Annotated in this window: 8 protein-coding genes; 2 read left to right on the top strand and 6 right to left on the bottom strand. The window is 40.1% G+C overall.

Features of this window, described 5'->3' with window-relative positions:
• Positions 1-121: 121 nt before the first annotated feature.
• Positions 122-778, top strand: a complete 657-nt coding sequence (locus PSF16_RS00515) for a copper resistance protein NlpE N-terminal domain-containing protein (protein ID WP_272688608.1) — start codon at positions 122-124, stop codon at positions 776-778.
• Between the two features lie 87 nt (positions 779-865).
• Here PSF16_RS00515 and proS read toward each other — a convergent pair whose 3' ends face one another.
• From proS to metN, 6 genes are all read right to left on the bottom strand, one after another.
• Positions 866-2,584, bottom strand: a complete 1,719-nt coding sequence (gene proS / locus PSF16_RS00520) for a proline--tRNA ligase (RefSeq protein ID WP_006658390.1) — start codon at positions 2,582-2,584, stop codon at positions 866-868.
• Between the two features lie 120 nt (positions 2,585-2,704).
• Positions 2,705-3,424: a tRNA (N6-threonylcarbamoyladenosine(37)-N6)-methyltransferase TrmO gene (tsaA, locus tag PSF16_RS00525; RefSeq protein ID WP_036962733.1), complete on the bottom strand. Its 720-nt coding sequence runs from the start codon at positions 3,422-3,424 to the stop codon at positions 2,705-2,707.
• Between the two features lie 7 nt (positions 3,425-3,431).
• Positions 3,432-3,743, bottom strand: a complete 312-nt coding sequence (gene rcsF / locus PSF16_RS00530; protein WP_230082465.1) for an Rcs stress response system protein RcsF — start codon at positions 3,741-3,743, stop codon at positions 3,432-3,434.
• A 214-nt stretch (positions 3,744-3,957) separates the two neighbouring features.
• The gene (locus PSF16_RS00535; protein WP_006658387.1) at positions 3,958-4,779 is read right to left on the bottom strand and encodes a MetQ/NlpA family lipoprotein; all 822 of its coding nucleotides are present in this window, start codon (positions 4,777-4,779) and stop codon (positions 3,958-3,960) included.
• A gap of 91 nt (positions 4,780-4,870) precedes the next feature.
• Positions 4,871-5,524 (bottom strand): methionine ABC transporter permease MetI, encoded by a 654-nt coding sequence (gene metI / locus PSF16_RS00540; RefSeq protein ID WP_036968878.1) that lies wholly within the window; start codon positions 5,522-5,524, stop codon positions 4,871-4,873.
• Positions 5,517-6,548, bottom strand: coding sequence for a methionine ABC transporter ATP-binding protein MetN (gene metN / locus PSF16_RS00545; RefSeq protein ID WP_272688609.1), 1,032 nt, complete (start codon positions 6,546-6,548; stop codon positions 5,517-5,519). Before metN ends, metI begins: the two co-directional genes overlap by 8 nt.
• 169 nt (positions 6,549-6,717) lie before the next feature.
• Here metN and gmhB point away from each other — a divergent pair, with 169 nt between their 5' ends.
• A complete protein-coding gene (gene gmhB / locus PSF16_RS00550) occupies positions 6,718-7,284 on the top strand; it encodes a D-glycero-beta-D-manno-heptose 1,7-bisphosphate 7-phosphatase (RefSeq protein WP_006658384.1) in 567 nt (188 codons plus the stop codon).
• Positions 7,285-7,330 lie beyond the last annotated feature (46 nt).

Genomic DNA, 7,330 nt, shown 5'->3' on the forward strand with positions numbered 1-7,330 from the left:
TCTTTAGCTGGTTATTTATCCTATTGTAAATTTTTGCATACCTTATTTTTTTATTCTTTGAGATGCTATGATGTCTTAATAAGCGAAACTGTGATAATTGAATGATCTGAAGGGAATTATAATGAAGAAAGCACTTTTATTGGCTCTTATTTCGGCGGGCGCCGTGGCACTATCCGGTTGTCAAAGTAGTGTGAATGAAGCGAATTTTGCACCTGTAGACCATGTTTATAGTGGTGTGCTTCCTTGTGCGGATTGTTCTGGTATTGAAGCGAAATTATTGGTTAATCCAGATGGCAGTTATGTTGAGCAATTACTCTATTTAGAGACGCGTGAAGGCAACCAAATGTTCCATGAAACTGGAAATTGGTCCAGTGCTGACAGTGTATTAACGCTGACTAACTCAAAAGCAGAGCGTACCTACTTTGCTCAATCTCCAGATAATCAATCGATCACCCTGTTAGATATAGAAGGAAAGGCGATTGAAAGCTCAATGAACCATACATTGAAACAAGTTACGCCGAGTAAAAAACGCGGTGAATATCGTTATATGGCGGATGCTGCGGTATTTACTGAATGTGAATCTGGACGTAAATATGCGACATCAGGTATTGAGCTAGAAAAAGCATATAGTGATACTGATGTGGATGGCGGTACGCTAGTTTATTTAGAGGCGGATGGCTATTATTCTGTGCGCCCATCAATGGAAGATGGTCAATTTGATTCTGCATTTATTCCTACAGGGAATATTCAGTTTGATAAAACGAAATCTTGCAAATAATCTGAATTTATTCTGATCACATCATAAAAAAGCTCAGAGACAGTGAACTGAACTCTGAGCTTTTATTATTTAAGGCTCAATTAACGATTATTTAGCTAATTTTTCTTTCAGGAAGCTAACCACGTTATCTAAGCCAACCAGTTGTTTATCATCACTACGGCGTGATTTATATTCAACTTGGTTAGTATCTAAGTTGCGGTCACCAATAACGATAGTGTATGGAACACCAATCAGTTCCATATCTGCAAACATGACGCCTGGACGCTCTTTACGGTCATCGAAAATGACATCGATGCCTTGTGCTTTCAGGTCTGCATACAGTTTTTCTGCAACTTCTTTTACGCGATATGACTTATGCATGTTCATGGGTAAAATGGCGACATGGAATGGTGCAATAGCATCAGGCCAAATAATCCCACGGTCATCGTGACTCTGCTCAATCGCAGCTGCGACGATACGCGTTACACCAATACCATAGCAACCCATTGTTACTATTTGATTATGACCTTCTTCGTTTTGCACTGATGCTTTCATCGCTTCAGAATATTTGGTGCCTAACTGGAAGATATGACCAACTTCAATCCCGCGTTTAATTAGCAGGGTACCTTTACCATCTGGGCTTGGATCACCCTCAACCACATTACGTAAGTCATAAACTTCAGGTAATTTCAGGTCACGTTCCCAGTTGATGCCAAAATAATGTTTGCCATCAATATTTGCACCCGCACCAAAATCACTCATCACTGCAACACTGCGATCAATGACGATTGGCATTGGCATATTGACAGGGCCTAAAGAGCCTGGACCTGCATTTACGACTTTACGGATTTCTTCTTCAGACGCAAATTGCAATGGGCTTGCCACTAACGGGTGTTTCTCTGCTTTTATTTCATTCAGTTCATGGTCACCACGAATTAATAGGGCAACTAAAGTATGACCAGAATCTTTTTCTGCATGAACAATCAGAGTCTTAACTGTTTTTTCGATTGGCAGATTAAACTGTTCAACTAATTCAGCGATCGTTTTTGCATTTGGGGTATCGACTAAATGCATTTCTTGGCTAGGAGCTGCACGCTGCACATTTGGTGCAACAGCTTCAGCGAATTCGATGTTCGCCGCAAAATCAGATTCGGTGGAGAACACTACGTCGTCTTCACCGCTTTGTGCCAAGACTTGGAATTCGTGAGAAGCATTACCACCGATAGAACCCGTGTCTGCGTGTACTGCACGGAAATCAAAGCCAATTCGGGTGAAAATCTTGCTATAAGCTTCATACATTGCATCGTAAGTTTCTTGCAATGATTCTTGGCTCGTGTGGAATGAGTATGCATCTTTCATGATAAATTCACGAGAACGCATAACACCGAAACGAGGACGAACTTCATCACGGAACTTGGTTTGAATTTGGAATAAATTCAATGGCAATTGCTTGTATGAAGTGATTTCGTTACGCACTAAATCCGTGATAACTTCTTCGTGAGTTGGACCTAAAACAAACGGACGCTCTCCGCGATCGACAAAGCGCAGTAACTCAGGACCATATTGTTCCCAACGTCCACTTTCTTGCCATAAGTCAGCAGGTTGAACGACGGGTAAAGATACCTCGATTGCGCCTGCATTTTCCATTTCCTCACGAACGATGTTTTCAACTTTACGCAGAACACGCACGCCAGTGGGTAACCAGTCATACAGACCAGAAGCAAGTTTACGGATCATCCCTGCACGCAGCATCAGTTTATGGCTGATAACTTCTGCATCCGCAGGGGTCTCTTTTAGAGTTGAGAGCAGATATTTGCTAGTACGCATTGTATAGGTTCCATTAGAACAACAAATTATGGTAGGCGTTGAGCCTACCCAATAATTTAAAGCTGCTAAGCAGCGGAATAAAGAGCTAGTCTACCAGTGACGATGCTTTGTCAAAAGAGGTTAACGCGATTTTTCGTTATGTTCGATGGCAAACACGTCAGTGATATTGTCAATCACTCGCCAGCGTACATTGAAATCTAATAAATGAACCGCGTAATCACGAGCTTCATTGGACTGTTTTTTATAGGCAGGACGAGGGTCTTGCTTTAATACTTGCTCAATAAAAGCCGCTAACCCAGGATAACGTGATTGATATTTAGCTAACTCAAGTTGAACGAGAGGGCTAAATATAACTTGCATATCTTCTGATGGAGCTTCTTGAGCATAACCGGCTTTCGCTGTTGTGACTGCTTCAGCAAAAGGAAGGTAAGGTTTTATATCCACCACGGGGGTTCCATCAACTAAATCAAGGCTACCAAGTTCAAGGATGACTTGGTGGTTATCGATAGTCACATCTTTTAATTCAACTAATGACATCCCAATTGGGTTAGGTCGAAATGTAGAGCGTGTTGCAAATACACCCATCTTATCGTTACCACCTAAGCGAGGAGGGCGCACTAAAGGTTTCCAACCCCCATCCATTGTTTGGTGAAAAACAAATAAAACCCAAATATGACTAAATTGAGTTAATCCTCTAACGGCATTTGGGTCATTGTAAGGCGAGTGTAGATGTAAGCGCCCAAAGCCGTTTTGGACCAGCCCAGGCTGGCGAGGAATGGCAAACTTTTCTTTATAAGGAGATTCGATATGCCCAATAACATTAAATTGAAAAGATTGCATAAGTTGATTATTCAACAATTTTAAGTGCACTACCTTCACATACCGTTGCTTGGTAACAACCCGGCGCTGATTTGGTTTGGCACTGATGTAATAACACGGCATCCGCAGCGATATAAGCGGCTTGCGTCAACATGCTGTTTTTTGCAGAGTCTAGATTAATAGGAGGACTCTTTGCATTTTTTCTGCATGACTCTCCAGAAACAATACCTAAATCACGAAATGGCATTCCTAATAATTCTTCAGGGCTGTTCATTAACTTAATGTTTTCTGCACTGACATCTTCTTCAGTTTCTACAGGTAAAGGTTTCGACAGTTTCATACTCGAAAACCCTTTATTCATGCTTGGACTGGTGTATTGATTAATTCCGCACCCAGCTAAAGCAAATGTAGCGAGGGCGAGCAAAAACAATCTCATAAATATTACCTTTTTATTATCTGCGCGAACGCATTAATTATGTAATCGGTTTAATAAAAAATGCTAGGTGACATAACGTCACCTAGCATTTTATACACATTCTATTTAAGAGAAAAGCTTACCAGCCTTTAACTGCACCACCATCGAATACTTCATTAGCTTTTTCTGCGACTTCATTAGATTGATATGCTTGAATAAACTTCTTCACATTCTCGCTATCTTTATTATCTTCACGGGTCACAATAATGTTCACGTATGGTGAATCTTTATCTTCAACAAACAGACCATCTTTTGCTGGAGTCAGTTTTGGTGTTGCGCTGCTTGCCCACGTTGTATTGATGATAGCCAATGCAATTTTTTGGTCATCCAGAGCACGCGGTAACTGAGGTGCTTCTAATTCAACAAATTTTAAGCCTTTTGGATTTTCAACAACATCCAATACTGTTGGCATTAAACCTGTGCCATCTTTTAACTTAATTAAACCTTGTTTTTGCAGTAACAGTAATGAGCGACCTAAGTTTGTCGGGTCATTCGGCAGAGCAACCTGCGAACCATCTGCTAGTTCATCAATAGATTTAATTTGTTTAGAGTATCCTGCGATTGGATAAATAAAAGTATTTCCAACAGGCACTAATTTGTAATTGCGATCTTTAATTTGTTGATCCAAATAAGGCTTATGTTGGAATGCATTAGCATCAATATCACCTTTGCTTAATGCTTCATTTGGTAATACGAAGTCATTGAAAGAGACGAGCTCAACATTCAGACCATATTTTTCTTTAGCAACTTTTTGTGCAACTTCAGCAACTTCAAATTCTTTGCCCATGATCACACCGACTTTGATGCTATTTGGATCTTTTTGTTTTTCACCACAGCCAGCGAGAGCTAATGTTCCTAACAGCGCGCCAACTACTGCAATTGATTTTAACTTAATAGACATAACTTACCCCTTTAGACACTATTTATAGCACCTTAACTACTGTGTAGCGTTTTTTGGCGCTGCTATTGTTTCTGACTATCTATATGACGGACTATTTATGTGACACTTTTTTCATTAGATATTCACCGGTGAACTGAATGATGAATACTAAGACAATTAATAGAACAAGTACGGTATTCATAACTAATGGATTATAAGTATAGTACCCATATTGCATTGCAATTTGTCCTAATCCACCGGAACCTACTGCACCACCCATTGCGGAATAACCGACTAACATGATTAACGTAATGGTTGCTGCGTTAATTAATCCCGGTAAAGATTCTGGCAGTAATACTTTGCGGATAATCTGTAACGGTGTTGCACCCATAGCGCGTGATGCTTCAATTAAACCATTCGGTACTTCTAATAATGCGTTTTCAACCATGCGAGCAATAAATGGAATTGCACCAACAGTCAATGGAACAATCGCCCCTTCGATACCAATCGCAGAACCGACGATGAATTTGGTAAACGGGCTGATCCAGACTAATAAAATAATAAACGGTATTGAGCGGAATACGTTCACGACAGCAGAAATAACGCTATACAGAACGGTGTTTTCCATCACTTGCCCACGACGAGTGACATACAGTAGGACGCCTGTCGGGATACCTAAAATAAAACCTAAAATTGCAGAAACGAAAGTCATGATAATCGTATCAATCGTTCCTGAAATAAGCAGTGAAATCATTCCCTCAGACATAACCTAAAACCTCAACTTTCACATGGTGCTCTTTCAAAAATGTAATTGTGGATTCTATGCCATCATGTAAACCGTGTAATTCAGCCAACATCACGCCAAATTTAACGCCACCGGCATAATCAATCTGAGAGCTTAAAATATTAATATCGATATCAAATTTACGAACAGCCATAGAAATTAATGGAGCATCTACGGATTGCCCTGTAAATTCCAGCTTCAGCAATGGAGATAAATCTTTACCAGGTTCACTTTGTAGGCGCTCTTTATAGTCATCCGGAATATCAATAACGAGTGTTGATTTAATAAATGCTTGAGCGACAGGTGTTTTCGGGTGAGAGAAAACTTCACTGACTTTATCTTGCTCGATGAGCTGACCACCGCTGATCACGGCAACTTGGTCGCAAATTCGTTTTACCACATCCATTTCGTGGGTGATTAATAAAATCGTTAACCCTAAGCGGCGGTTTATATCTTTCAGTAATTCTAAAATAGAACGAGTGGTCGCTGGGTCTAATGCGCTTGTTGCTTCATCACATAATAAAACTTTTGGTGAATTAGCTAAAGCGCGCGCGATAGCAACACGTTGCTTTTGACCACCAGACAGGTTGGCTGGATAAGCATCTTTTTTCTCAGATAAACCGACCAACTCCAGTAATTCATTAACACGCTGTTTAATCGTTTCTTTCGGAGTATTGTCTAACTCTAATGGCAATGCCACGTTATCAAACACAGTGCGTGAAGATAATAGGTTAAAGTGCTGAAAAATCATGCCAATACCACGGCGTGCTTTCGTTAGCGCTTTTTCTGGCAGAGAGGTTAAATCTTGCCCATCAACAATGACTTGCCCTGATGTTGGACGTTCCAGCATATTCACACAACGAATTAAGGTACTTTTACCTGCGCCGGATGCACCAATAACACCATATATTTGACCAGCAGGAACATGCAGGCTGATATCAGTCAGTGCCTGTATATTGCGGTTTCCTTGCGGGAACACTTTATTAATATTTGAGAGCTTTATCATTCTATCTTCTATTCTCTGACGAATTATATTTTAGATACTGTATCTAACATGCATTGGATGTTAAGGCGTCTAGACGTCTAAGTCAATAAAGTTTGATGGATTTATTCTATTCTCATTTCATTTCTTTTCGTGAGATACTAAAAACCATTTCAGTTTGAGGAGTAAAGCAGTGAGCAAAGGTATTCCAGCAGTCTTTCTAGATAGAGATGGCACAATTAATATCGATCATGGTTATGTACACCAAATCGATGATTTTGAATTTATCGAAGGCTCTATTGAAGCCATGGTTGAACTCAAGAAAATGGGATATGCATTAGTTGTCGTGACTAACCAATCTGGTATTGGGCGCGGTATCTATACAGAAGACCAGTTTATGAACCTCACTGAATGGATGGATTGGTCTTTAGCTGACCGCGGTGTTGATTTAGATGGTATCTATTTCTGCCCACATCATCCTGATGCAACAGTAGAAGAATATAAGCAAGAGTGTAATTGCCGCAAACCAAAACCGGGAATGCTATTAGATGCTCAGCAATTTTTAAACATCGATATGGCTTCTTCTATTATGGTTGGCGATAAACTTGCCGATATGCAAGCGGGTAAAGCGGCTCATGTTGGTATAAATGTGCTAGTGAAAAGTGGTGAGACCGTGACTGATGAAGCTATTACAAGTGCTGATATTGTGATTAATAGTCTTGCTGAGCTGCCAAACGCGCTAAAAAATATCAGAAAATAACCATTTTGAGTGATAAATCAACACTTAGAAATTATTTTTCAAAAAA

The sequence above is a fragment of the Providencia sp. PROV033 genome, assembly GCF_028484855.1.
GTDB classification, from domain to species: domain Bacteria; phylum Pseudomonadota; class Gammaproteobacteria; order Enterobacterales; family Enterobacteriaceae; genus Providencia; species Providencia alcalifaciens.

Bases quoted from the DNA above. Each gene is read 5' to 3' on its own strand.
- proS (WP_006658390.1), bottom strand. From the start codon at position 2,584: ATGCGTACTAGCAAATATCTGCTCTCAACTCTAAAAGAGACCCCTGCG.
- metI (WP_036968878.1), bottom strand. From the start codon at position 5,524: ATGTCTGAGGGAATGATTTCACTGCTTATTTCAGGAACGATTGATACG.
- PSF16_RS00515 (WP_272688608.1), top strand. From the start codon at position 122: ATGAAGAAAGCACTTTTATTGGCTCTTATTTCGGCGGGCGCCGTGGCA.
- metN (WP_272688609.1), bottom strand. From the start codon at position 6,548: ATGATAAAGCTCTCAAATATTAATAAAGTGTTCCCGCAAGGAAACCGC.
- PSF16_RS00535 (WP_006658387.1), bottom strand. From the start codon at position 4,779: ATGTCTATTAAGTTAAAATCAATTGCAGTAGTTGGCGCGCTGTTAGGA.
- tsaA (WP_036962733.1), bottom strand. From the start codon at position 3,424: ATGCAATCTTTTCAATTTAATGTTATTGGGCATATCGAATCTCCTTAT.
- rcsF (WP_230082465.1), bottom strand. From the start codon at position 3,743: ATGAAACTGTCGAAACCTTTACCTGTAGAAACTGAAGAAGATGTCAGT.